Raw genomic sequence first — 25,575 nt, 5'->3', positions numbered from 1 at the left:
TTTTTTATATTTGCCTCATGCACGACCACTTACCTATAGAGACACAGCGTTTCAAACAACTTAGGCAGGAATTCAACCTGACACAAATAGCGTTTTCAGAAGCGCTCAACATCAAAGGAAGCCTGGCCGACATCGAACGCGGCAAAACAAGGCTTTCCGGTGCGACAATAGCCAAATTGCTCCAGGTGTATCATGTGAATCCGTTGTGGATGTTCGGCGAAAGCCAGCAGAAATTTCTATACGAATCAGAATCGGTACTTCCCAAAGTCATCACACTCGACAGCGACAAAAACGAAAATATCGCCTTGGTCAACGTAAAAGCTTCGGCAGGATATGCCCACAACCTGCAGGACACCGAATGGTACGAATCGCTTCCCGCTTTCAGCTTGCCGCTTCCCGAATACCGCAATGCGAGTTTCCGGGCATTCCAGGTTCAGGGTGATAGCATGCTCCCATCCCTTCAACCTGGCGAATGGGTGATCGCGCGTGCCGAGGAAAAATTGGCCCATGTAACCAACGGCCATATCTATGTAGTGGTACTGGCCGATACGGTAGTGGTCAAGAAAGTGGTCAAAACAACAAAAGGAGTGCAGCTCATTTCGCTAAACACCATCTATCCGGTTATAGAAACCACGTCGGCGGAAGTAATGGAAATCTGGAAAGTCACGGCTAAGATCACATCACACTTAGACCAACCGGCCGGATCTATAGAAGACCTGACACGTGAAATGCGTGAAGGTTTCGTGAGCCTGAAGTCTTTGCTTTCGTCAACGAATAAATAAATGATTAAGAATAAATAATCAGTAGCTAATCCCGCTGCCCGCTCCAAGATTTTCGGTTCAAGTCTTTTGTCGCTTTGGCAATACAGGAGCTTCTGAAGTCGCTCTGTAAAGCCGGCGCCAAATAGACTTAACCCATCAAATGCTTTTGCTCGCATCGGGGCTAGGCATTCTTCATTTGATCGCCACGATTGTCTCCGCAGGTTCCTTTATCCGTATCTGAACCAAATCATAGTGCCATTTCCCATTGACCTTGTGGGCGTTGACATCCATCTTGGCCTTTCGTTTTTCACCTGCAACCCGAACCGTAACTGCCACAGAATCTTTATGGGCCGAATATTTCGTATTGCCTTCAAAGATTGCCATTTTATCTAAAGGGTTCAATTTTCCGGTTTTCTGTAAAACATCGGGATTAGCGTTTGCTTTCTGAAGTGCATTTTCGTACAAATCATTTTCTGTATAAGCCATAGCGGCATCAGAAAATTCGGAGCTTCTGATTCCGGATACAATGACAAAAGTTACCAGGAAAAATAGCGGAACAAGCCAGATCAAAGATCTTCTGAACCAGCTTTTGCGAAGAATCAAATCATCCATAATAGTCAATCAGGGAATCAAATACCAGAAAATACCAAAAAAGTGAAAGGCGCTTCCGCCCAAAACGAATATATGCCATATGGCGTGATGGTATTTCTTTTTATCGTTGGCGTAAAAGTAGATGCCCAGGGTGTAGCATAATCCGCCGGCCAGTATCAATAGCAAAGCATTATGGTCTACATTTTCCAATAAAGGTTTTATGGCAATGACGGCCATCCATCCCATGATTCCATATAATGCAAGCGACAGTTTTTCTGATTTTCGCAACATAGAAAACTTAAACACAAATCCAAGAACAGCAAATCCCCACGCAAGCCCGAACAAAACCCAGCCCCATGTGCCTCGCAATCCGAGCAAAGCCACGGGCGTATAGGTTCCGGCAATGAGTATGTAAATGCACAAATGGTCAAGGCGCTTGAAAATCCGTTTGTATCTCAATGAAGAAATCGCGTGGTAAATGGTAGAAGCCGAATACAACAAAATCAGGCTGAATCCAAAAATGGATGCGGCGACAATTTCCATCGCACTTCCGCGTAGAGCCGCAATAGCAATTAGCACTGAAGCCGCGGCTATCGATAGTATTGCTCCGGTTCCGTGTGTGAGAACATTGAAAAATTCTTCTCGTGGTCTGTTGAGTTTGGTCATCGGTAGCCGTTTTATTTGTCTGCACATTTCTGTGATTGGTAAAAATAGCAAGGACGGCTTTTTAAAGTTTTAAGGAAATGATAAATGTTAGGGAGTTTCGGCATATTTTGTTTTGGGACTGTCAATTGGCTTTATGTTGTCTGTTTTTGTAGGTTTTGAACCGCCGTAGGTTTGAAGGTAGTAGCTGTATTTGAAGACAATGAAATACGGTTCAAGTGAGTTCGGCAGGATTATCTCGGCTGCGCTGCGGCTATCCTCTTTGGGGTTGCGACAAAGAAAATCTTCCGATGGTTTGCAGACGTCAGGGTATTTGTCGGGAGGCGGTTTAAAGTTGGGGCAGGATTACCTTCGCTTCGCTACGGTGATCCTCAATAGGGTGAAGACAAAGAAATCCCTTCCAACGCTTTGCTGGGATCGTGATATTTGTTTAAGAATGGGTGCAGTAGAACTTGGCAGGATTACCTTCGCTGCGCTTCGGTGATCCTCGGTTGGGTGACGACAAAGAAATCCTTTCCAACGTCCTTTGGACGTTGCGGTCTTTTTTGTTTAGGGCGAAAGCTCAAGCGAGCTTGGCTTTCGTCCTAAACAAAAAATCCCTCCACACTTTGTGTGGAAGGATTTCTTTGTCGGGGTGGCAGGATTCGAACCTGCGACCTCCTGGTCCCAAACCAGGCGCGATGACCGGGCTACGCTACACCCCGAAACTTCAAACAGACAGAGCCGTATTGAAATCAGGCTGCAAATATAGTATTAATTTCAAAGGTTGCAAGTAGCATCGGCAGAAACTTGCGCAAAAAAATAACGGGGCGTAAACCCCGTTATTTCCACTAACCCAAAAAAACACTTCTAAACAAATTTTATTTTGCCAAAGGTGTAAATCGTATGGCCGTTCCGCCTCCCGCAGCGAGAGAAAGGTTCAGCGTTGTATTCTTGTCGACAGTCTTTTTACTGATGGTTACCGGATACGGATTCGTCTTGAAATCGGCTCCGGGGCCATCGGCATAAATCTCGGCCGTGTATGTTTTTCCAGCGTCGAGGAAATCAAGTTTGACGGTAAGGTCACGCTTTTGGGAATCAGTGACACTTCCCAAATACCAATTTTGTCCTTCACGGTCTTTGCGGGCGATGGTTACAAATTCACCAATCTTCGCATCGAGTACATGGCTTTCAGACCAATTCGCAGGCACATCTTTGATAAACTGGAATTCAGGTTTTCCTACATAATTCTCTGGTAAATCAGAAGCCATCTGCAACGGACTGAAAATAACAACATAAAGCGCCAATTGATTCGTCAATGTACTTTTTACGGTTGCGCCCGAAGGTACTTTATAGTTAAAGTCAAAATTTCCCGGAGTATAGTCGAATGGCCCGGAAAGCATCCGCGTGAATGGCAGTGCCGCCGTGTGTTCCGGTGTGTTCCCGCCATCCACAGACCAGGCGTTGTATTCCTGTCCGCGGCCTCCTTCCTGAGACATCAGGTTCGGATAGGTGCGCTGCAAGCCTGTGCCTTTGACGGGCTCGTGATTGTCGATCATGATTTGATATTTGGCCGCTGTTTCTACAACTTTTCGGTAATGGCGCACACCGTACTGGCTGTCATGCCATTCTTTTTTGTCCAGATATTTATTGACATATCCGGTTTTTACGGTATGCACGCCGATTTTCTGATATAAGCGGAACGCATCTTCCAACTGGCTTTCATAATGCCTGGTGGCGCCGGCCGTTTCATGATGCCCGATAAGCTGCACGTGTTTCTTTGCGGCATAATCGCCCAATGCCACAAGATCGAAATCCGGATATGGCTTTACAAAGCTGAACGCACTTCCATCGGCAGTCCAATCTCCGTCCCAACCCCAGTTCCAACCTTCTACAAGAACGCCGTTGAAACCATTTTCGGCGGCAAAATCAATGTATCTTTTGGTGTTTTCGGTAGTAGCTCCGTGTTTGTCTCCCTGTCCCCACGAATATTTTTCAAGATGCATGCCCCACCAGATCCCAATGTATTTTGACGGTTGGATCCATGAAATATCTTTGATTTTACAAGGTTCGTTGAGGTTTAGCATCAAAGTCGATTCGGCCAAGTCACCAGGTTTATCTGCAATGATGACGGTTCTCCACGGACTGACGAATGGAGCAGAAGCGTAGACTTTTACACCGTCACGCCACGGAACGAGCTCGCTTTTGTATTGGTTCTGTCCACTTTTACGCAATGTCATCGAAGCAAAATCGGTTAGGTTGGCTTCGTGTATCGCCAGATATTTTCCGGTTTTGGTTTCAAAAGTAGCAGGCGTGTTAATCGTGTCGGTGGCGCTGATAGCGGTCTTTCTGTAGAAACTTTCGTAATAGCTGTTGTCTGAATGCACCGGAATCCACCACACATTCTCATCGTTCGAAAATGTAAATTGGGTGACTTCGTTCGCTATTTTGACCGATTTTAAATTCGGTTGTTCCGGAAACGAATATCGGAAACCGAGTCCGTCATGGAACAGGCGAAAGGCAATATCCATTTTGCGTTTTTTCCCGGATAGTTCCTGTAAATGTACGATAAGTTCGTTGTGTTCGTCACGGACGGTTTTCACTTCGCCCCATGGCTGTTCCCAGGTTTCATTCTTTTTATTGGTGTCAGATGAAACGATTTTAAAACCCGAAACCATCGGTTCATTATCCTGGAATTCAAAACCGAGCATCGATTTCTCCAGTACCGATTTTGAATCGGAAGTCAATGAATACCAGGGCTCGCCTTTATCGGTCAGCCCAAAAGTAAGGCGATGCTCTTTTTTGGGTGACTCCAGGCTCAATTGTTTTTGGGCGTTTCCGACGGAGAATAGCAGTAGTATGGCCGGAATGATAAACCGGTTGTTGAAGTAGATTTTCATGATGTAGGTTTGGACGTTATTCGATTCCGTCGAGTTCTAGAATGGCTTTGTCAGGTTGCATGGAAGCAAAGTATTTGGAAGCTTTTGTCAGTTTTTGCTGAATGGTGCTGTTGCCGCTGTATTGTTTGCGATACTCGAACAATCGGCCAATGTCTTCAAAAACATTCCCGGTATTCTGTACGCCGGCGAACGTCTTGATCTGGTTTACATAATCGTATCCGAATTCCACGGTCGGCTCGAGCATGGTTCCTTCGCCAAAGTCATTCCACGTGACCAATTGCAGCATATCGACGCCGGCTGTCTGCGCCATTTGCAATGTGGTTTGCAATGTTGTACCATGAGGAATTGTCCATCCGATCACCGTCGATGTGCCACCTTCCTGATAGAAGTCATTGAAACCGGGATAAGCCGATCCCATGGCAACGTCAAGTGTCGGCATACGGTTCTGGTAAAAATTCTGGAGGTTCGTGTTGTTTTCATAAACCCACGCAAATTCTCCGGATGCGTTGTTTCCGGCCGCCGTATTATTCCAAAGGGTCAGGAATGTCGGTTTAGGATCGAGGTTGGAAAAGGCGGTTGTCCATTCGGTTTCCGTCATCAATGTGATAGGCCCGAAATTGAGCAATAAGGGTTTTCCGTTTACGGCGATGTAATTGTCCTGTGAAAAGAAATTGTTTTTTAAATAGGTCATATCGGTCCGTGCGCCAATGGCTCTTGTCCCTGCCAATCCGGCATTGACGATATCGTTGAGAAAACGGTCTTCATAGACAATGGCATATTCGAGCCCGATTTCGGCACAAACGGCGACAATCTGTTCCGTGTTTTGTTTGAGTGCCGCAAAGTCATTGATGTTATAAGTTCCGTACCAGTCGATAAGAATTCCGTCTATTCCCGAATATTTCATCAGCAGCAAATGGTTTTCGATCACATCATGATCGCCCGAATGATACGGCCCGATAAGCGGATAGTAATGAGCCGCAATCTGACGTTGCCCGTTCGGGTTGATGATGTCCGGATTCTGGTTGGCCATTGTCCAGTGATAGCCCCACTGATTGTTCCCGCTGCTTTCCTTTGTCTCGAACCACGGCATATAATGGGCATACAGTTTCATGCTGTTGGTCTTTGTCGCCGGAACAGGATCGAGGTTTTCAGGCTCAGGCGTGGTTCCGCCCGAATCTTTGCTGTCACAGCCAAAAAGAAGTGTTATCGAGAAAAGCAGCATCAGGGCACTGCCGATAATTTTTTTCATGTCAAATAAAATAACCGGTCGCAGCTACTCCTGCGACCGGTGGGTTGTGTTTGGTTTTTAATAGCCCGGATTCTGGCTCAGGTTCGTATTGGCCTGTAACACGGTTGACGGAATCGGGAATATCGCTTTGAAAGGTTCGGTCGCCGGTTGGTTCCAGTTGGGCTGGAAGAACGTTCCGAGACGGATGTTATCGGTACGCCTGTGGCCTTCGAACGTAAATTCACGAAGCAATTCCTTGTTGATGAAATCAAGGTCGATGGTCGCCGGCATGTCGACACCGGCACGCGTTGCGATTTGCTGGACCAGAGGCGTGGCAAGGTCAGGCGAACCTAGTCTTACGTAACATTCGGCCTGCATCATCAGGATTTCGGCATAACGCACCAATACCAGATCGTGATCGCGTTCCCAGGTTTCACCGGCTTTCATTTCGTATTTGCCTAATCGGACACCTTCATTTTGAAGCGCGTTCGTGAAATCACCAATTTCTTCGGTATAGGTCAGCGGTTGTCCGCTGTCCATGACGATTACAGATCCGGTCGCAAGGCTGATCTGGTCGCCGATGAGCATGCATTCGCGACGGCGGTCTGTTTCTGTAAAAGAGGAATAAACGCCCGGTTCAGCCGACATTCCATTCGCGCTCCACGGATAATCTCCAGTAGCCGATAGCGTGAACCGATGCATATAATGGGCACTCATGGAAGACATGTAGTTTCCTAAAGTTCCTGCCTTTGAATCGTAAGGGATGGAAAGGATAATTTCCGGTGATGTCTGGTTTTCCGTAGCAAAGTTCTGGAAGAAATCCGGTGCCAACGTATATCCGCTCACATTCTGGCACATATTGAGGCAATCCTGCCATCTGGCAACGCCAACGAACGCTTGTGAATTCAGGTATAGACGTGCGAGAAGTGAATACACTACATTCTTGGTGAATTTCGAATATACGACTCCTGAAGCCAGGTACGGCAACGCATTTTGCCATTCGCTTTCCACAAAATTATAGACTTCCTGACGGCTTGATGTGCTTGGCAACGTCAGGTCGTTGAAATCTGTTACAAGCGGCACGTTTCCGAACATATCCAGAAGCATGTAATAGTAATAGGCACGGATCGCTTTGAGTTCTGCGTAGATTGGCAAACGTGCCTCTTCACTCAGGCCGGAACGTTCGACCTGGTAGATAATCGAGTTGATCTTTGCGATTCCCTGATAGCAGTAACGCCATGCCGAAAGTATCTTCGGATTGTCCGCACGGAAATCATGCATCTGCAATTGCTGATAGACGCCACCGTCATACCAGTCTGTTCCTCTTGTCGGGATGACGCATTCATCCGAAGAAACTTCATTGAGGAAAAACACGAATTCAGATGTCGGGTAGGATATAGTGATACCGTCGTTGAAACCTCTCAAAGAGGAATAGGCGCCACCCACCAAAGCCTGGACTTCTGCCGGTGTATTCCCGAATTCGGTATCGGGAACTCTGTCGTATAGGTCTTCGTCCAGATCCGTACAAGAGAATAGGAACAGGGCGCTTACAAAAAGCGTGGCCGTTAATTTTATCTTCATCATTTTCATTTTTTTGGACTTAGTCGTTTAGCGTGATGTTCAATCCGAAGGAAACCGTAGTCGGTCTTGGATAATTGTTGTAACGGTCGATGCCTGGAGCAGAAAGACCGGTATTGTCAACTTCAGGGTCAGTTCCCTGATAACCGGTAAGTACGGCAAGGTTCTCACCCATCAGGTACAGGCGGATTTTGCTTTGTTTCAGGTTCATGGTATATCCCAGCGTCATGTTCTGCAATCGGAAGAACGAACCGTCCTGAACCCAATAGCTGGAATAGGTAGGAGGAGAAGTGATTCCGGATGAAAGGAAAGCGTCAGGGACATTGTAAGACGGAAGGCGGTTCGGATCGTTGATCATCATGCCTGTCGCGTTGAGTACTTTTTGTCCGAACATGCCATAACCGGAAATACCCAAATCCCATTTTTTATAGGTGAAGTTCATGGTAGCGCCCAATGTAAAATCTGGCTGTGCGCTTCCAAGATCGCCTTTGATCACGTCTCCGTTTTCGTCGGTAGGGATAATGAACGCCCCGTTTTCATCAAGGCCGCTTGTTGTCGGGCCCCAGAACGTTCCGACCGGATAACCTTCGGCTATGATTTGGGAATATTGGTTCGAGAAGCCTGACAATCCGTGCAGAGAACCGCTTGGAATGGCATCGGTACGATACAGGTCGTTCGACAATTTTTCGATTTTCTGCTTGTTTTTGGCAAATACCACACTGGCATCCCACGTAAAATCGTCACCTTTTATGATGTTGGCATTAAGGCTGACCTCGATTCCTTTGTTGGAAATCTCACCAACGTTGGCAAGCATAGTTCCTACCAGAAATGGCGGTTGTGGAACTTCATACGTGTATAGCAAATCCTTAGTCTGTTTGTTGTAATAATCGATGCTTCCCGTTACGCGGTCGAATAATGTAAAGTCGATACCAATGTTCGTCTGGGCCGTAGATTCCCATTTCAGATCCGGGTTCGGGTTCTGGACAGGCGAGTAGGCAAGACTCCAGCTTTGGGTCGCCGGATCGTAATAACTGTCCGATCCTACTCCCAAAATCGAAAGCGATTTGTATTCGCCAATTCCATCCTGGTTACCCGTAACGCCGTATCCGACGCGGAGTTTCAAAGAAGAAACCACATCTTTGACTCCGGTCATGAACGATTCGCTCGACAATTTCCAGGCAACCGAAGCAGACGGGAACGTTCCCCATTTGTGATTCGCCCCGAATCGGCTTGATCCGTCACGACGCAAGGTTCCGGTTACGAAATACTTGTCGTCGAACGAATAATTCAAACGGCCGTAAAACGATACCAACCGTGATTTCCCTTTATACGAATACACGTCGCCCAAACGATAATCCTGTCCGGCGCCAAGGTTGTTGTACGTGAACAAATCGGTCCCGAAACCACTTCGCTGCGCACCGAAACCTTCGTATACATTCTCCAGGAACGAATAACCGGCAACGGCTCCAATGCTGTGCTTGTCGAACGTTTTGTTGTACGTGAAATACGTTTCCATTTGGGAATTCGTGTAGTCGCCGTAAATTTTCTGGGCATAACCGTTTTCCGTCATCCCTTCCATCATGGCATAGGATGGTTTGTACGTGCTGCCTTTCATGGCATTGTGCTCTAGTGAAAAGTTTCCAACTGCTTTCAATCCGTCGATGATCTGGATTTCAGTCTTGAAATAGCCGAGCAATCTGTGGCGCTCATTATCGGCGATGCGATTGGTCATGATTTCCACCGGGTTTTCGTTCAGCGTTCCGCCAACCTGGGTAAAGTTGCCGTTCTGGTCATAAACCGGAATGGTCGGATTCAGGTTGAAGGCGCGTTCGAAAATGCGGTAATCGAGCGGATGCCATTTGTCGACGTTGGCGAAAATCCCAACATCAAAACGGAATCTTTTCTCCAAAGCGTACTGATACATGCTCAGGTTTCCGGCCAAACGCTCCATTCCTGTCGTCTTGATGATACCTTCGTTGTCAAAGTAATTGATCGAGGCACGCACGCCGCTGAGTTCTTTTCCGGAATTCAGGCTCAGTGTATGGTTGTGTGAGAATGCGGTCTGTTCGAGTTCTTTTTGCCAGTTCGTATTTGCACCGTAATCTACGGCATCCTGAAGGTTGTTGTCGCGAACGTAACCACGCCATTGATCGCCGGATAGCAGATCTACATGGTTCTGTGCGAATCCAACGCCAGTCAAACCGGAGTAGTTTACCGTAAGCCCTTTGGTGTTTCCTTTTGTGGTGATGATGATGACACCATTTGCTCCACGGGATCCGTAAATAGCTGTGGCCGATGCATCTTTGAGTACGTCAATCGATTTGATGTCAGATGGCTGGACGGTGTTCATATCGACACCCGGAATCCCATCTACGACAATCAACGGATTGTTGCTGGCAGAAAGCGATGTTCCGCCACGAAGACGAAGTGAAGCACCGCTGCTCGGATCGCCTGTTCCTCTTACCAACGTCAAACCGGCTACTTTTCCTTGAAGTACGAGTTCGGTCGAGGTAAGGTTGCCTTTGTTGAGGTCTTTGGCACTTACAGATGACACCGCTCCGGTCAAATCGGAACGTTTTTGTGTTCCGTAACCTACTGCCACGACTTCCACATCTTTGAGCATCATGGCGTCTTCTTTAAGGTTGACGGTGATTTCAGCTGTATTGGCATCTACGGTAACCTGTTGTGTAACGAAACCCACGAAACTTATTTCGAGGACTTTTCCGGTTTCTGTTTCAATGGCGAATTTTCCCTCGGCATCAGAAAGCGTCGATTTGTTTCCGCCTTGTTCGCTAACGGTAGCTCCGGGCAGTGACTGACCCGAAGAGTCGTTGATGCGGCCCGTGACAATCTTTTTTGCCTGTCCGAACGAAGCCACACCAAGCAGCAGCATGAGCAACATCAGGACAAAAGACATCCTGTGGCCCAAAGGCCGTTGTGTATGAATGTGATTGATCATTTGTATTTGTTTATTGGTTTGGTTTTAGTCCAGCGTTTTTAGCGGAATGGTCGCTTCTGAAATTGTCCGGTTGGTATTGTCTTTCACCAGAACATGGATTTCCGTAGCTGTTGAATTCTGTAAAGCCGACGGAAGGTTTATGAATCCTTTGATTTCAGCCGTTCCTCCGGTAAATGAACCTTCGACTGTTGTCGTCCCGGCTGTGACCGTGTACAATAAGGTGTTGATTCCGGGTTCGTTGTTGTTTCGGATGATGCCGAGGAAATCCTTTTTGGAAACCTGCATCGGAAAATAACGAAAAACCGGTGGCGGTGGCGGAACAAAATCACCCGCATAAATCACAAGATCCGGAGATGGGGTCGTACCTGCCCAATTGTCCTTGACAAAAATGAACGTGATGTTTTCCATGACAAAACCATCGGGAATGTTGTTGTAATACTGGCTTGGGATCAAATCCATTTTCCAGAAACCGTTACCCATATTCTTGAGTGCCGTCTTTTCAACAATTTCCGGTAACCATGCCTGATATTCCTGAAGTACGGACCACGTATTCATGCCTGAATGCATGTGAACGCTTGTCGCGTCGGCAAAACCCGGAGCGAGATTGGCGTTGAAAAGGATGCTGATTGGAGAATCGATAAGCGGATGTTCCGGATACGAACGCATAATTTCACCCGCTGTAAAAAACGAAGTGTATTCGGCGTTGTACGGAAAGTTTGCTACTTCCGATTGTTTTGTACCTGCATCATCTTTCAACCGGAACCAGAAGCCTGCGCTCGCTGCAATTTCTTCTGGTGTCCTGTTGAAATAAACGGTCGGAGTCAGCGTGAATGTCCAGATAAAATCATGTGACCATGTAAGTTTGGCAAAGTCCGATGAATTTTCCCAGTTTCCGGCATCGGGTTCAGATGGCGACCAGATCCAGATATATACGTCTTCTCCCTGGGCGAACGTTGTTCCTGATAAATCGAAATTCCAAGTGACTTCTTCATCGTATTGATAAATCACAGGGAAAGACCACATATTGGCAATGGTTCCGGCTGCTTCCTGAGCTTTTGCAACGGGCAGGAACGCCACGATTGCGAGTATGGTGTAAAGTATTTTTTTCATGTCGATCAGTTAGCGGTTAGTTTGAATGCATAGCTCACGAACGGAACGCCGCCTGAAGTACGTACCAGCTGTAATTCCATTTCGCCTGTGCTACCGGGAACTGCCGTTACGCGTAATTCACCTGTTTTGGCTGTCAATGCGGCATCTGAATACAAATAGATTTTAAGCGGATTGGTGGCCATTGGCTGATAATCGCTGCTCAGTTTGTAGTAGCCGTTAGCTTCGAACAAAGGCGGCACGTTTCCGCTGACTTCATACGTAGTCGGCTGCATCTTTTCATCTACGTTGAACGAAATCTGCATCTGGTCGTAATTGAACTGTGTGGTCAGGTTCTGCTCAAAGACAGGTGCGCCTCCAGCCTTGGCAACTTCATCTGTCATTTTAACATTTGTGGCGCTCCAGCTTCCTGCGATCTTCTCATAAAGGGTGATTCCGTCCACGTGATTTCCATCGTCGGTTTCGTTACACCCGAAGGCCAGCAGGATGGCGCAGCACATCCAATAGATCTTTCGGTTTTTCATTGTTTAAGTTGGTTTAGTTAATTGATTTTGATTTATCTGATAAAAGATTCGACGAAGCTACCGGATATGTTTCCAGACAAAAAAATGTTGGTAAAAAATCAAGTGCGAAAACGATTGAAAAATGAATTAAATAATTGTAATTCAGTTATTTGAAAATGTTAAGTTTTTGTAAAAATCAAGTCGTTTCTTCAAAAAATCAAGTCAAAATTTCAATCGTTTTCGTGAAATTTCGCAATTTTGCGCCCGATTAATTTTGAGATTGACGGGAATTGATGGTTTAAATTATCCGATGTGGAATTTTCGGCTATCTTTAGCACCCGATAGCTTCCAAAAAAGGTTGCATCACCCTTAAAACAAAACGAATTTATGCTTCGGTACTTCCTGATTTTTGTATCTGTGATTTCTTTCGGATATGGCGCGCCGGCTAAATCGGGTTCGCTAAAGGAACTGGAATCGGAATTGGGGCAGAAGGAAAAATACATCCGCCAGAAATATGCCCGCATACATGAACTCAAACAAACGGTAGATAAATTCACGCTCCAGAAAAACCAACGCGGTCTTTATGATAACTATCTCAAACTTTTTGACGAGTACAAGACCTTCAAATATGATTCGGCGTATTATTTCCTGGAATTGGCAAAGACACAGTCGTTTGGGCTAAAAGATCCGGAACTTATTGCAAAAGCCCGCATCAGGGAAGGCTTTGTGCTGCTATCATCCGGCTTGTTCAAGGAAGCTATCGATACGCTCAATATCATCGACGTTCCCAAATTGAACAATCGGTTGCAGTTTGAATATTATTCGGTAAAGGCACGTGCTTACTATGATTTAGCCGATTATAACAAAGATCAGCGCTACAACATCCATTATCTGCAGCAGGGAAACGTGTATCTTGAAAAAGCACTCGCTTTAGTCCATAAGAATACCAATGAGTATTGGGCGACCGAAAGCCTCAAGCGAATGAAGCAGCACGATTTGAAAGGGGCACAACAGGCCTTCAGCTATTGGATTTCGCATTTTAAGCTGCCTCCGGAATATTACGGAATTGCAACGTCTAGCCTCGGCTATATTTATTCGGAAGAAGGAAATTCGGAAATGGCCATAAAGTATCTTGCGATGGCCGCGATTGCAGATGTCCGGAACGCGACCAAAGAAACGGTGGCACTTCGGAATCTTGCGAATGAATTGTATAAAAAAGGCGACCTCGATACGGCGAACCGATACATCAGCCTGGCGATGGACGATGCGACTTTTTATGACGCACGCCACCGCAAGATCGAAATTTCGTCCATTCTTCCTATCATCGAAAAAGCCCAGCTCAATAAGGTAAAGGCCCAGAACGATATGCTGGAAAAAATCGTAATCCTGCTGACGGTGCTGGCACTTATCATCATCTTGTTCCTCTTTATCATCTTCCGTCAGCTTAAAGAGCGGAATGCGTCGCGAAAGGCAATGGCCGAATCGTATCATAAGCTTGAGGAAATGAACAAAAGCCTTTCCGAAGCCAATACGATCAAGCAGGAATATATTGCCTATTTCATCAAGGCGACATCAGATTTCATCAATAAAATCGACCACATCCAGAAAAGCACGATACAGAAAGTCATCGCGAAAAAGACGGACGATTTGATTTCGGGCCTCAAAAAATACAATGTCAAGGAAGAACGCGAAAACCTGTTCCATCAGTTCGACGAGATTTTCCTCAAGCTTTTCCCGACGTTCGTATCTGAATTCAATGCGCTTTTTCCAGATGGCAACAGTCCCCTCATCAAGAAAGGGGAGTTGCTCAATACCGAACTTCGTATTTACGCCTTGCATCGGCTTGGAATCCAGGATGCACACCAAATTGCCGATTTTCTTGAACTTTCGGTTTCTACGGTTTACACCTATAAAACCCGAATCCGCAGCCGAAGTGATTTCAAGGATAATTTTGAGGAGAGAATTATGGCGATCGAAACCATCTGACACTTTCCAACTATATGATTTTTTGAGAATTTCGCCGTACTTTTGCATCCTAAACTACAAACAATACCATGTCTGAAACCATAGAAAAAATAAAATGCCTGATCATTGGGTCAGGGCCTGCGGGATATACCGCCGCTATTTATGCCGCGAGAGCCGATATGCATCCGGTGATGTATACAGGAATGGAACCTGGCGGACAACTTACTACGACTACGGAAGTCGACAACTTTCCCGGTTATCCGGAAGGTATTGACGGACCGACCATGATGGTCCAACTGCAACAGCAGGCGGAACGATTCGGGACGGAAGTACGTATCGGGATGGCGACCATGGTACAATTCCATCATGAAATTGGCGGTTGGCACAAAGTAATCATCGACGGCATCAAGGAAATCCATGCGCGTACGGTGATTATCGCAACCGGAGCTACGGCAAAATATCTTGGTCTTCCGAGTGAGCAGAAATTGCGCGGTGGCGGTGTTTCTGCCTGCGCGGTTTGTGACGGATTCTTTTACAGAGGCCAGGATGTAGCTATAGTTGGAGCAGGCGATACGGCTGCCGAAGAGGCGACTTACTTGGCGAACATCTGTAAATCGGTGACCATGCTGGTACGTAAAGACCAGATGCGTGCGTCAAAGGCCATGCAGCACCGTGTCAATAATACGCCGAACATCAATGTGCTTTACAATTCGGAAATCGATGAGGTTTTGGGCGATATGGTCGTTACCGGAATCCGCGTTTATAATAATGCGACGACGGAAAAACACGAAGTCCCTGTAACCGGATTGTTCATTGCCATTGGCCACAAACCGAACACAGACATTTTCAAAGGACAACTAACTATGGATGAAACCGGTTATCTTATTACCGAAGGCAAATCGACCAAAACCAATATTCCAGGTGTCTTTGCATGCGGAGACGTTCAGGACAATATCTATCGTCAGGCCGTGACTGCAGCCGGAACCGGCTGTATGGCGGCTCTTGATGCGGAAAGGTATCTTGTTGAAATCGAAGATGTCGTTTCAGTCGAAAACTAATACAAATCAAGTCATAAAAATCCCGGTCCTAACGATCGGGATTTTTTTATGGGATTGGTGTTGTAAAATTTCTGTTGTAAATTTTTTACAACGGAAATTTTACAACAAAAAATATAAATTGATTCCAAATGCATATCAGTTACACAACTGGTGAAAATTGCGTGGATAGGATACACATCGGACAAAATATCCGTTACCGCTCCGTTTAAAAATAAAAAGATCCTGATTCCATTTAGAGTCAGGATTTTTTATTCGGTATTATTTTCTATCCAGTCTTGCTTCTGGCACGGCAACGATCTGAAATTTACTTCACCTTATTGTTCTTCTTTGAAATCACAGCCGAATCACTGAATTTATTGATTTCGATTTTCTGTTCACCGTACAATTCAATCGACGATTTCCCACTCGCGGAAATTATGGCTTTTTCAAGCACTTCGACAGCTGTTTCACTGTAGCCTTCCGTCGTAAGTTCGACTTGTTTTCCTGTCATGTTCTTTCCGGTGAATTTGGCGTTGTTGTCCATGCGCAGGCGGATTGAATTCGAGTCGCCTTCTATGACGGCCACAGCTTTCTGATACATATCGAACGTAAGTTTTTCAGAAGAAATCAACGCTTTCATGTTGGCGTTTCCCGTCATTTCGATGGTGCTATCGCTTCCGCTGATGTTGAGTTCCGATTTGCTTTTCCCATCGGCGTTGAAAACCAGTTTATCACATTTTATATTCCCATATAGTTTGCCGTTGTCCTGGATTTTTACTTCGAGGTTGGGCAACTGGATGTCATTCATTGCAGTAACCTTCGCGTCTCCTTTGATGGTGATTTTTTTGAGATCGGGCGTATACGTCAGTTTGAGGCTGAATTGCCTGAAGCTTGCGACAGGTTCAGAGGCAGAAATATACAACGTTCCCGCGCTGACCGATGTCTTGATGATTTCGTGAAGGTTGTCATCGGCTTCTATTTCGGCAGATGCATCGGTGCCTAACGTCAGGAAAAGATCGATGTTATCGGTAATTTCGATCGCATCATATGCCTCGATTTCAACAGGTAAGACCGTTACGTTTTTGGAGCCTTTGAGTTTTTGGGCAGAAACTGAAATAGCAGCGGCCAAAAAGAGGAAAAGAAAAGTTTGTTTCATTGTTGTTCGGTGATGAAGCAAATATAAATCTTAGGAATCAGCGGAAATACTATTCCCGGAATTTTTTATGTTGAAGCAAAAAAAATCCCACATTTCTGCGGGACTTATTTTGAACAGTTATTTTTTGGAAACCGAACCACCGCTCGACGTATCTTGTTTAAAGCTTTTTGGTTCATTGTTGTATTGGACAGATCCGCCGCTTGAAGCTTTCCCGATGAGTTCGATAACCGGATGCACAACCATTGAGCTTCCGCTGCTTGCCTCGGCCCTGACTTCATTGGCAATAAGTTCGCCCGATTCGATATGGCTTCCGCTTGAAGACGAAGCATCGTATTTGATTGCTTTGCCGCTGAGTTCCATATTAGAACCGCTTGACGAATCTGCTGTGAGGTCGTCGGCTTCAAATTCACCTTTGAGGGTTGATCCGCTTGACGATTCAAGATCTAAATCTTCTGACCTCAAACTTCCCATTGTTGTCAGCATGACGCCACTTTCAGAGGACAAGCCTTCTATCTTCGGCATTTTTACGGTGATTTTTTTGGCACCTACGTTAATGAAAGAATTGTATTCGCAAAAGATTTCAAGCGTGTTGCCTTTGACCTCTGTTTTGATGTGAGGCTGCAGGTTATCATCGGCTTCCACCACAACCGAAACTACATCTGATTGGACAATCACGACATCCAGGCCATTTTTAGCAACGACTTTGGTAAACTGTCCGCCCACATTGCGGGTTTCTGAAACTATTTTGCCACTACCCGTGATTTCTTTGATGTTCAGGTTACACGAGGCCATGAACAGGCATACAATGGCAGTAACGATAATTTTTGTGATGGAAATGATGATCCGTAACATATTATTCTGATTTGATGATTACTCCGTTTTCGTTAATTTTCAGTTCTTTCAGCCGTTGTGGTTTATCTGTATTATGGCTTTGGCCTTTGATGACGATACTGTCTCCGTCTTCATCCACGATGACACCTGAGATTTTTACACTTCCGACAGACAAGGTGTCGAGATCCTCATGGTCATTTTCATCGGCCGGGCAATCCAGGCATCGCACTTTATCTGAATCCACACGGTATGAATACTGTCCCGAGAAATGCAGGTTGAAGAACGAATCGTCTGACCAATCCCAATTTTCGAGGCTCTTGTCTGGTTTGATGAACATTCCTTTTGGAACAAAAATGTAGATGGACACTTCTTGCTTGCGGAATTTCATCTCGCTGTCTGTCAGGAAATAATTGTCTAAAGTTACGTGATTTCCTTCCAGGTTGTAAGTGTAGACTATTTTTTCTGCACGTTTTTTAGCTTCACCAACAGATTTTCCCCTGGCTTCGCGCTCTATCTGGATGTACGGTTGTTTTTCATCGGTCGGAAGGAATTCAAGATGGACTTCGTTTGAAAAGATCAGGTTTTTGCCTTGCTCGTCCTGAACGAAGCGCATTTCGTTTCGGTTATATAAATCCTTGGCGTAGTAGTCGTTGTATCGGAACTTGACATGCAACGTATCTCCGGCAGCGGCATTGATCATTTCCTTTTTGACCGTTTTTCCATCCAGAGCCACTTCAGAAGCTTGTTTGACACCGAATGCAATCAGGATCCCAATCGACACCAGCCAGATTCCAAGCAGTGCATATTTGGCGAAATTCCCAATCGACCTCAGGTTTTCCACAAGCAATTTCAATCCTAAAATAAACAGGAAGAACAACGGGATGGCCACGGCAAAAAACACAAGTAACGCAAGCGCCCAGATTGGCATGTCGGAATAATTGAACGCATCTCCATACGCTTCAAGCGGATAGCCGAACATAGTCGTAGAACCCAACGTAACCAGAGCGATTACAGAACCCGTGAGCATACAAGCAGCAAATACTGCGATGATAGCACCGATGATTTTTGCGATTACCTTAAAAATCTTTCCGAAAACATCGAGAACATTGCTGGCGACACGTTCGGCTCCGGTCTGGAACTGACGGCCCATTTTGTCGTAATCGGCATTTTTGAATTTTTCCGAAACCATGTCGAACTCCTCACGCACTTTTCGTTCGATATTGGAAATGTTGACGGGTTCGCCTGTCATCTCAAGTTTTTCAGATGTGGTCAGTGCGGCAGGCGTAACGATCCAGAGTATCAGGTAAACCAGAATCCCGGTTCCGAAACTGATGATGGCGATAATGATGAGAAGGATTTTTATCCAGACGGCATCGATTCCGGTATAGTGTCCTAAACCTGTGGCCACACCGCCAATCATGCCTTTTTCTGTATCGCGATAGAGCTTGCGTCGTTTTTTAGGTCCGTCAAAAGAGGAATACGCTTGGTTTGCAGTTGGTTCTTCATCTTCAATCCGGTAATCTTCCGGCTGGCCCATGATTGAAATTACATGTTCCACATCGCGCATCCCGACAACGTGTTTATCGGTTTCGTTGCGCTCCAGCAGGAGTTCCGCGATCCGCATTTCGATATCTTTCATGATCTCGTCCTTACCGGTTGAATTGGAAAGCGAACGTTTGATCGCATCGAAGTAGCGGTTCATTTTCTGGTATGCATCTTCATCTATGTGAAAGAACATTCCTCCTAAGTTGATGTTTACCGTCTTGTTCATGATTTTGTTTTTTGAGTGGTGATAATGTTTACGGCATCAGACAATTCCGTCCAGGTTCCGTTGAGTTCGTTGAGGAATGTTTTCCCGATTTCGGTCAGCCCGTAGTATTTTCGTGGCGGGCCGGAGGTGGATTCTTCCCAGCGATAGGTTAGCAATCCGTCGTTTTTGAGCCTGGTCAGCAGCGGATAAACCGTTCCTTCCACCACGAGCAGCTTGGCGCTTTTGAGTGTGTCCAGAATTTCGGACGTATACGCCTCGCTCTCGCGCAACACGCTCAGAATGCAGAATTCGAGTACGCCTTTCCGCATTTGGGCTTTTGTGTTTTCAATATTCATAATTCAGTTTCTATTTAAATTAAACGGCTTGGGGAAACCGTTGTTCCGTTTAGTTTGCGAATACCACACGCGCTTCCGGTTGCATTTGCGGTTTGCGGTCGATTGGTTTTCCGGAAGACGTCAGGCGGCTTTCCGGATCAAGTTGTGCCGTGATCTGTCCCGAAACATTGGAGCGGACGTTGGCAGTTCCTTCTGTGGTTATGGTTGCCCGTTCTGTTCTCATGGCAATTGCGTTTACGGTCGAGTTGCTTTTTGCGGTCAGGTCGGTTGATTTTACATTTCCCGCAAACCGTGCCCGGACATCTTTCCCGATCATTGCCACAAAATCTTTTGAATCCAGCGTTGCGTTTACCACCGAACCGTTATCGGCATATATACTGACAGACGGACTTTTCAATTTTCCCGAGAAGACAGCTTTTTCGCCCAATTCTATTTTTATAGGTTCCGATTGTTCCAGTTTCTGGATCGACAAGAGCGCGTATTTCTGCAATTTGACTTCTGATATTTCCATTACGTGGACTTCGGCGCGGATACGATTTTTTTGATTGGCAGAAAGCTTTAGTGTCCCGTTTTCAATGGTGACGATTCCGTCTGATGTAATAGGCTGTCCGTTGTAGAAACAATCTACTTTGTTGGTGTTGTCCTGAATGATGGCGAGTTCCACGTTACTTCCGGCTTCGATCCGGTTGAATGTTCCAGATGCTGTTGTTGATTCCTGTGCGAGTACCGTGATGAGCAGTGAACTCAGCGTTGCGATGATTTTTAACATGTCGTTTTTTGATTTTTTCCGCGGCTATCCAGTTGATTAGGCTGAGCGTTGGCTGATTGATGATTGAAACTATTTAGTAAGGTGAATCCGGAGGGCTTATCTCAACTGTCTGTGCCAATGGTTCTTCCGGCAAATATTTGAGAAAGACTATGGTTGCGGGATACTGATACACTTTTGCGTCGACGGCTTTGAGTGCGGCAATAAGGCTCAGGAAAAAGGAGACGGCGTACATCACGATAATCAATAAGACGCATAAAAAAGCAATAATGTTGATTCCGGTTATATTTTCTGGTGATATGTCTGAAACCATATGGAATGATCCGTCCCAGTAACTATTTATAGGAATGTGTTTCAAGACACCGAACAAAAGAACCGGAATGGCAAACGCGGCAAGGATGACTGTGTAAACCAAAATACTGATTTGGAAATTTAGTACACGGCGCCCGTGGTTGTCCAGATAGGCCGAATCGTCTTTTACCATGCTCCAGAGAACCATCGGCACAACAAAATTCCCAAATGGAAAGATGTACTGGCAAAGGCCTCCCAAATGAAGGAGCATCGCTTTGATATTTGTAGATTTTGATTCCATGATTGATTAGCCTAGTAATTTCTTATGCAAATATATATTCAAAAACAGGTAGTTTGTTTTGCATAGTACTAATATTTAAGAAAATATTAACAAATGTATACGCCTGAAAAAAACTACTATCTTTATCCAAATTCCCGAATATGTCTTTAAATACAAGCACTCTGAATAAATTATTACTATTCAAACTTCCATCGGCATACCTCTGTGGCGTACGGGCTAAAGTGCTGGAAGAAAATCAATGCGTGACGTCTGTAACTCATAAATGGATCAACCAGAATCCGTTCAAATCCATGTATTTTGCCGTTCAGGCAATGGCGGCTGAATTGTCCACCGGCGCCCTCGTCATGTATCATATAGATAAAAGCAAAGCCAATGTTTCAATGCTCGTGGCCAGTTGTCAATGCAGTTTTTCCAAAAAAGCAACCGGAAAGGTAAGCTTCAAATGTGTGCAGGGAACAGAAGTGGAGCAGGCCATACAAAAAGCAATGGAAACGGGTGAAGGAATTCTGTGCAGCCTGATTTCTATTGGAACAGACGAAGCCGGTGATGAAGTTTCACGCATGGTTTTCGAATGGACATTCAAACGGCGCAAGCAATGATATGAAGTTAAAGCAACCTTAATTAACAAAAGGTTTCAGCCCGAATCGCCTCGCGGGCCGTATCTTTAAGAAAAGCTATATCATGAAGATTCTGATTACCGGCGCTACAGGCCTGGTTGGAACGGCACTTACAAACCGACTTTTGGAAAGCGGGCACAATGTCAATTATCTGACTACCGGAGATAAATTTCCTTCGTCAATGAAGGGCGCACACGGATTTCATTGGAATCCGGAAAAGGAAGTATTTGACGATGCAGCGCTCGAAAATGTCGATTCCATAGTCCATTTGGCCGGAGCAAACCTGAATCACAGATGGACTTCTGCCTATAAAAAGAAAATCATTGAAAGCCGTGTCCTTACGGCTAATTTAATTTACCAAAGGCTGCAATCGTTAGTTGACAAACCCAAGCAATTCATCACAGCATCTGGTGTGGCTATCTATCGCGACAGTCTCACTGATATTTATACAGAAAAAAGCAACGAAACAGATCCTTCTTTCCTTGGGCATGTAGTCCAAAAATGGGAGTCGGCGGCAGACAGGTTCGCCCAATTGGGAATATCCGTCTGCAAATTGAGGACAGGACCTGTTCTTGCTAAAGAAGCCGGAATGCTGAAAGAATTGGAAACTCCGGTAAAATTTGGTTTGGGTGCTGCATTAGGTGATGGTAAGCAGTGGCAATCCTGGATACACATAAATGACTTGGTCTCGATGTATCAACAGGCAATCGAAAAAAACTGGAGCGGGATTTACAACGCTACTGCACCGATTGCTGTAACCAATGAAGCCTTGATGCAAGCTCTCGCGAAACAGGCCGGTAAACCCATAATCATCAAAAAAATCCCAAAGTTCCTGCTCAAAATCATATTTGGGGAAATGCACCAGATGCTCTTATCAAGCCAACACGTTAGGCCCGAAAAACCAAATGAAAAGGATTTCCATTTTTCGTTTCCAACGCTTGAGAAAGCGCTCGGTGATTTGATGCCAAAATAAAAAAAGCTCCGTTTATCGCGGAGCTTTTTCTATTCAAAAGGTGTGAATTAATAACTAAGCTTCAAGGATTGAAGTATTACTTACTATGGTTGTAACAAACATAGCCAAACCGAAATCGAAATAGTCACAAAAAAATATTAAAATTGTTTTGGGCGATGTAAATCGATTCCTTTTTTCTTTCTGACAATTTGACATTTTTTCATAAAAGGGCAATACTTTTGCCAACCGCGAAGCGCAAATGAAAAAATACGACTATGTCTGCCGAAAATAATAAAGAATACAACGAAGAAACGAACGAATTAGACAACGCAACGCTTGAGGCAAATGCGAACGGAGAACAATTGGTAGTCGATGAACAGGCTGTTGAAGAGCAACTTCGTGACGAGATAGGAAAAGAGAAAGAAAAATTCCTTCGTCTTTTTGCCGAATTCGAGAACTTCAAAAAACGGAATGCCAAAGAACGCATCGAGCTTTTCAAAACCGCCAATCAGGAAGTTTTGTCAGCGCTTTTGCCAGTTCTGGACGATTTTGACCGGGCCATCACAGAGATTGGCAAAAACGGTGACGAAGCACTTTTAAAAGGTGTTTCGTTAATCCACGATAAATTCAAAAATACGCTAACTTCCAAAGGACTTGAAGAAGTTACTCTGAAAGCCGGCGATGCTTTTGATGCCGATTTCGCCGAAGCCATTACCCAAATTCCGGCTCCTTCTCCGGAATTGAAAGGCAAAATCGTAGACGTAATAGAAAAAGGATACAAGCTTGGCGACAAGATCATCCGTTTTCCTAAAGTGGTTACGGGGCAATAAATTTCCCCAAGACCAGACAAACCTTTTGACCCAGACCTGATTACGATGAAAAAAGATTATTACGAGATATTGGGCATCAGCAAAAGCGCAGATGCCGCCGAAATCAAAAAGGCCTATCGCAAAAAAGCTATCGAATACCATCCCGACAAAAATCCGGGGGATAAGTCGGCCGAGGAAAATTTCAAAGCGGCAGCTGAGGCATACGAGATTTTAAGCGATCCTGATAAACGCAGGCAATACGACCAGTTCGGTCACCAGGCATTCAGTGGCGGAGGAGGCGGATTCCACGGAGGCCAGGGAATGAACATGGATGATATCTTCAGCCAGTTCGGTGATATTTTCGGAGGTGCGTTCGGTGGCGGTTTCGGATTTGGTGGCGGTGGCGGCCAGTCCCGTCGTCCCAAAGGAAGCAATCTTCGTATCAAAGTCAAGATGACGCTCGAAGAAGTCGTAAACGGTGTCGAGAAAAAAGTCAAGGTAAAACGCAAGGTCCAGGCCGATGGCGTTACTTACAAAACCTGTCCCACATGTAACGGCCAGGGTCAGGTGATGCGTGTTACGAACACTATCTTGGGTAGAATGCAATCGGCGTCTACGTGTCCCCAATGTAATGGAATCGGCCAGATTATCGAGAAAAAACCTGCTGCTGCCGATGCCTACGGAATGATAACTTCGGAAGAAACCGTTTCCATAAAAATTCCGGCCGGTGTTTCAGACGGAATGCAACTCAAAGTTTCAAATAAAGGAAACGATGCTCCGGGCAACGGGATTCCCGGTGATTTAATCGTTGCTATAGAAGAACTCGAACACGAGACACTCAAAAGGGAAGGCGAGAATCTTCATTTGGATTTGTACATCAGTTTCCCTGAAGCAGTTCTCGGAATCAGTAAAGATATCGATGCCGTAAACGGAAAAGTCCGTATCAAACTCGAAGAAGGAATACAGTCGGGTAAGATTCTTCGTCTTAAAGGAAAAGGAATTCCAAGCCTGAACGGATACGGAAGCGGAGATTTGCTGGTACATGTAAATGTCTGGACACCAAAGGAACTCAGCAAAGAACAACGTCAGTTTTTTGAAAAATACCTTACCGATGACAGCTTTGTGCCTGCGCCGGAAAAGACCGAAAAATCTTTTTTTGAAAAAGTAAAAGATATGTTTTCGTAATTGAAAAAACATTTTTACATTTGGAAATGTTACTAGGTAACTAGTAATTTCTTTTTCATAGCAATTTTTCCCATCCTTGTGCAAATAAGGGTGGGTTTTTTTTGCCCCCTAACCCCCAAAGGGGGAATTTTGGATCGGAAAGGTAGAAGTGTCAAAAAGACGAAAAGCAAATGCCGATTTGAAACCACGAAAGTCACAAAACAATAAAGATCCAAAAATCAGAAAAAGGACGAATTTTGAATATCAATTAATGCGTAAACGTCTGGATATTTAACCAAAATCGCAATATTCCTTCAACTCTTATCTTTTATCTGTCAACCGTTGCCTATTTTTACGGGAAATAAAACAACGCATGTCAAACATTCTCGAAGTCCGCGATGTCGTAAAAAAATATGGCGACTTCACTGCCCTCAATTCCGTTTCACTGAGTGTTCCGAAAGGAAGCATTTACGGTTTATTAGGCCCAAACGGAGCCGGAAAAACCTCTCTCATCCGTATCATCAACCAAATCACATATCCAGACAGCGGGCAGGTGCTTTTAGACGGCAAGCCACTCAGCCCGGATCACATACGCGACATTGGTTATCTTCCGGAAGAGCGCGGATTATATAAAAGCATGAAAGTAGGCGAACAGTGCCTGTACCTTGCCCAACTCAAAGGCTTGTCGCATTCCGAGGCCAAAAAGCAACTCGAATTCTGGTTCGACAAACTCGATATCAACGGTTGGTGGAACAAGAAAATCCAGGAACTTTCAAAAGGGATGGCACAAAAGATCCAATTCGTCGTGACGGTGCTGCACAAACCCAAACTGCTCATTTTCGACGAGCCGTTCTCCGGTTTCGATCCGGTCAACGCAAACATAATCAAAGACGAAATACTCGAACTCAAGAAAAACGGAGCTACTATTATTTTCTCGACCCACCGAATGGAAAGCGTAGAGGAATTGTGTGACGATATCGCCCTCATCCATAAATCGAATAAACTCATCGAAGGCAAACTCAACGACGTCAAGCGGAACCATCGGACGAATAATTATGAAGTCGGGATATTGACAGACAATGTCGAAGGCCTCATGTATGACCTGACCCAAAAATTCATGATTTCCCAGGCCGATTTCAAATCACTGAACGACGAACTCAAACTCAGTATCCAGATTGGCGAAACGCGTCCGAACGATTTATTGTCTGTACTGACCCATCGCGGACAGGTGACACATTTTGTTGAGAAAATCCCAAGTGTCAACGATATTTTCATCAATGCTGTCAGTGGCCCGACCAATGAATAATAACA

22 protein-coding genes and 1 tRNA gene are annotated in these 25,575 nt (G+C 45.2%); 8 read left to right on the top strand and 15 right to left on the bottom strand.

Going from position 1 to position 25,575, the window contains the following annotated elements; all coding sequences use genetic code 11:
* The first annotated feature begins 17 nt into the window (after nucleotides 1–17).
* Entirely contained in the window at nucleotides 18–782 is a 765-nt protein-coding gene (locus tag G6047_RS15010) for a LexA family transcriptional regulator (protein WP_169528443.1), read from the top strand.
* 171 nt (nucleotides 783–953) lie between these two features.
* Here the strand turns inward: G6047_RS15010 and G6047_RS15005 are convergent, their stop codons facing one another.
* The 9 genes from G6047_RS15005 to G6047_RS14965 all read right to left on the bottom strand — a co-directional run bounded on the left by G6047_RS15005 (nucleotide 954) and on the right by G6047_RS14965 (nucleotide 12,290).
* Entirely contained in the window at nucleotides 954–1,373 is a 420-nt protein-coding gene (locus G6047_RS15005) for a cytochrome c oxidase assembly factor Coa1 family protein (RefSeq protein ID WP_169528442.1), read from the bottom strand.
* 9 nt (nucleotides 1,374–1,382) lie between these two features.
* On the bottom strand, nucleotides 1,383–2,018 hold the full coding sequence (trhA, locus tag G6047_RS15000) for a PAQR family membrane homeostasis protein TrhA (RefSeq protein WP_169528441.1): 636 nt from the start codon (nucleotides 2,016–2,018) through the stop codon (nucleotides 1,383–1,385).
* 626 nt (nucleotides 2,019–2,644) lie between these two features.
* Nucleotides 2,645–2,719 (bottom strand) — tRNA-Pro (locus tag G6047_RS14995).
* Nucleotides 2,720–2,875: 156 nt separating this feature from the next.
* A complete protein-coding gene (locus G6047_RS14990; protein ID WP_169528440.1) occupies nucleotides 2,876–4,894 on the bottom strand; it encodes a glycoside hydrolase family 97 protein in 2,019 nt (672 codons plus the stop codon).
* Between the two features lie 16 nt (nucleotides 4,895–4,910).
* On the bottom strand, nucleotides 4,911–6,143 hold the full coding sequence (locus tag G6047_RS14985) for a glycoside hydrolase family 71/99-like protein (protein ID WP_169528439.1): 1,233 nt from the start codon (nucleotides 6,141–6,143) through the stop codon (nucleotides 4,911–4,913).
* Between the two features lie 57 nt (nucleotides 6,144–6,200).
* Nucleotides 6,201–7,706 (bottom strand): RagB/SusD family nutrient uptake outer membrane protein, encoded by a 1,506-nt coding sequence (locus tag G6047_RS14980; protein ID WP_235946569.1) that lies wholly within the window; start codon nucleotides 7,704–7,706, stop codon nucleotides 6,201–6,203.
* Nucleotides 7,707–7,722: 16 nt separating this feature from the next.
* Nucleotides 7,723–10,659 carry a SusC/RagA family TonB-linked outer membrane protein gene (locus G6047_RS14975; protein WP_211165463.1) on the bottom strand — a complete coding sequence of 979 codons (2,937 nt, stop codon included), beginning with the start codon at nucleotides 10,657–10,659 and terminating at the stop codon, nucleotides 7,723–7,725.
* Nucleotides 10,660–10,683: 24 nt separating this feature from the next.
* The gene (locus tag G6047_RS14970; RefSeq protein ID WP_169528438.1) at nucleotides 10,684–11,769 is read right to left on the bottom strand and encodes a hypothetical protein; all 1,086 of its coding nucleotides are present in this window, start codon (nucleotides 11,767–11,769) and stop codon (nucleotides 10,684–10,686) included.
* Between the two features lie 5 nt (nucleotides 11,770–11,774).
* Nucleotides 11,775–12,290 (bottom strand): DUF5004 domain-containing protein, encoded by a 516-nt coding sequence (locus tag G6047_RS14965; RefSeq protein ID WP_169528437.1) that lies wholly within the window; start codon nucleotides 12,288–12,290, stop codon nucleotides 11,775–11,777.
* A 366-nt stretch (nucleotides 12,291–12,656) separates the two neighbouring features.
* On the opposite strand from G6047_RS14965, the gene G6047_RS14960 reads away from it, so the two are divergent.
* Nucleotides 12,657–14,255 (top strand): DUF6377 domain-containing protein, encoded by a 1,599-nt coding sequence (locus G6047_RS14960; protein WP_169528436.1) that lies wholly within the window; start codon nucleotides 12,657–12,659, stop codon nucleotides 14,253–14,255.
* A gap of 68 nt (nucleotides 14,256–14,323) precedes the next feature.
* Nucleotides 14,324–15,292, top strand: coding sequence for a thioredoxin-disulfide reductase (trxB, locus tag G6047_RS14955; RefSeq protein ID WP_169528435.1), 969 nt, complete (start codon nucleotides 14,324–14,326; stop codon nucleotides 15,290–15,292).
* 304 nt (nucleotides 15,293–15,596) lie between these two features.
* Here trxB and G6047_RS14950 read toward each other — a convergent pair whose 3' ends face one another.
* From G6047_RS14950 to G6047_RS14925, 6 genes are all read right to left on the bottom strand, one after another.
* A complete protein-coding gene (locus G6047_RS14950; RefSeq protein ID WP_169528434.1) occupies nucleotides 15,597–16,427 on the bottom strand; it encodes a GIN domain-containing protein in 831 nt (276 codons plus the stop codon).
* 117 nt (nucleotides 16,428–16,544) lie between these two features.
* Nucleotides 16,545–17,279, bottom strand: coding sequence for a GIN domain-containing protein (locus G6047_RS14945; protein WP_169528433.1), 735 nt, complete (start codon nucleotides 17,277–17,279; stop codon nucleotides 16,545–16,547).
* A 1-nt stretch (nucleotide 17,280) separates the two neighbouring features.
* Nucleotides 17,281–19,029, bottom strand: coding sequence for a PspC domain-containing protein (locus tag G6047_RS14940; protein WP_169528432.1), 1,749 nt, complete (start codon nucleotides 19,027–19,029; stop codon nucleotides 17,281–17,283).
* A complete protein-coding gene (locus G6047_RS14935; protein ID WP_169528431.1) occupies nucleotides 19,026–19,364 on the bottom strand; it encodes a PadR family transcriptional regulator in 339 nt (112 codons plus the stop codon). The genes G6047_RS14940 and G6047_RS14935 overlap by 4 nt, the downstream gene beginning before the upstream one ends.
* 49 nt (nucleotides 19,365–19,413) lie before the next feature.
* The gene (locus tag G6047_RS14930) at nucleotides 19,414–20,133 is read right to left on the bottom strand and encodes a GIN domain-containing protein (protein WP_169528430.1); all 720 of its coding nucleotides are present in this window, start codon (nucleotides 20,131–20,133) and stop codon (nucleotides 19,414–19,416) included.
* A gap of 73 nt (nucleotides 20,134–20,206) precedes the next feature.
* Nucleotides 20,207–20,722, bottom strand: coding sequence for a DUF4870 domain-containing protein (locus G6047_RS14925; protein ID WP_169528429.1), 516 nt, complete (start codon nucleotides 20,720–20,722; stop codon nucleotides 20,207–20,209).
* A 140-nt stretch (nucleotides 20,723–20,862) separates the two neighbouring features.
* Between G6047_RS14925 and G6047_RS14920 the strand changes: the two genes are divergently transcribed.
* The 5 genes from G6047_RS14920 to G6047_RS14900 all read left to right on the top strand — a co-directional run bounded on the left by G6047_RS14920 (nucleotide 20,863) and on the right by G6047_RS14900 (nucleotide 25,570).
* Nucleotides 20,863–21,321 (top strand): DUF4442 domain-containing protein, encoded by a 459-nt coding sequence (locus G6047_RS14920; protein WP_169528428.1) that lies wholly within the window; start codon nucleotides 20,863–20,865, stop codon nucleotides 21,319–21,321.
* Nucleotides 21,322–21,403: 82 nt separating this feature from the next.
* On the top strand, nucleotides 21,404–22,312 hold the full coding sequence (locus G6047_RS14915; protein WP_169528427.1) for a TIGR01777 family oxidoreductase: 909 nt from the start codon (nucleotides 21,404–21,406) through the stop codon (nucleotides 22,310–22,312).
* A 254-nt stretch (nucleotides 22,313–22,566) separates the two neighbouring features.
* Nucleotides 22,567–23,121 carry a nucleotide exchange factor GrpE gene (locus G6047_RS14910; RefSeq protein ID WP_169528426.1) on the top strand — a complete coding sequence of 185 codons (555 nt, stop codon included), beginning with the start codon at nucleotides 22,567–22,569 and terminating at the stop codon, nucleotides 23,119–23,121.
* 45 nt (nucleotides 23,122–23,166) lie between these two features.
* Nucleotides 23,167–24,285 carry a molecular chaperone DnaJ gene (dnaJ, locus tag G6047_RS14905; protein WP_169528425.1) on the top strand — a complete coding sequence of 373 codons (1,119 nt, stop codon included), beginning with the start codon at nucleotides 23,167–23,169 and terminating at the stop codon, nucleotides 24,283–24,285.
* Nucleotides 24,286–24,637: 352 nt separating this feature from the next.
* Complete coding sequence (locus G6047_RS14900) at nucleotides 24,638–25,570, top strand: ABC transporter ATP-binding protein (protein WP_169528424.1); 933 nt, start codon at nucleotides 24,638–24,640, stop codon at nucleotides 25,568–25,570.
* The last annotated feature ends 5 nt before the right edge of the window (nucleotides 25,571–25,575 follow it).

The organism is Flavobacterium silvaticum (assembly GCF_012911565.1).
Lineage (GTDB): Bacteria > Bacteroidota > Bacteroidia > Flavobacteriales > Flavobacteriaceae > Flavobacterium > Flavobacterium silvaticum.
Note: the sequence above shows the minus strand (reverse complement) of the source record. Positions and strands in the feature narration are given on the sequence as shown.